The following is a 521-nucleotide window of genomic DNA, read 5'->3' as shown; positions in this document are numbered from 1 at the left end:
CTGTAAACAATACTCCATTAGAAAGCGATCGCAACATTCAAGCAAGTGTCAATGCAGATTATTCTGCTCCTATTCGAGATATTAATTTATCTCAAACTGATGCGATACAGAGACAGACTAACGATATTACTCCTATCGATCGCAATCAACCTGATGTAGCTCAGCTAAATATTACTCAAAGCGATCGCACGATCCAAAGAGAGTTAAACTCCTCTATTCAACCTGTCTTAGATTCTCAAACCTCTGAGATTCAAAGACAAGTTATCTCAAACGATGTTGAATCAAATAATTCTCCTCAAATCCAAAGATCTAAGGATAATGCTTCACTAATTCAAAGAGCATCAACTTCCGATCAATCCATTGTAGAGATACCAGATAACCATTCCACCGATACAAATCAGGCAGTCCAAAGACAAGTTGATTTACCGAATTTACCAACTGTAAACAATACTCCATTAGAAAGCGATCGCAACATTCAAGCAAGTGTCAATGCAGATTATTCTGCTCCTATTCGAGATATT

At 37.2% G+C, this 521-nt stretch carries 1 protein-coding gene; it reads left to right on the top strand.

Features of this window, described 5'->3' with window-relative positions; genetic code table 11:
• On the top strand, nt 1-521 hold a 521-nt coding region (locus AC805_RS26470; RefSeq protein WP_197278772.1), incomplete at both ends, for a hypothetical protein.

It is taken from the genome of Pseudanabaena sp. 'Roaring Creek' (assembly GCF_001402795.1).
In the GTDB taxonomy this organism is placed as follows: domain Bacteria; phylum Cyanobacteriota; class Cyanobacteriia; order Pseudanabaenales; family Pseudanabaenaceae; genus Pseudanabaena.
This window is presented reverse-complemented; position numbering and strand designations above follow the sequence as displayed.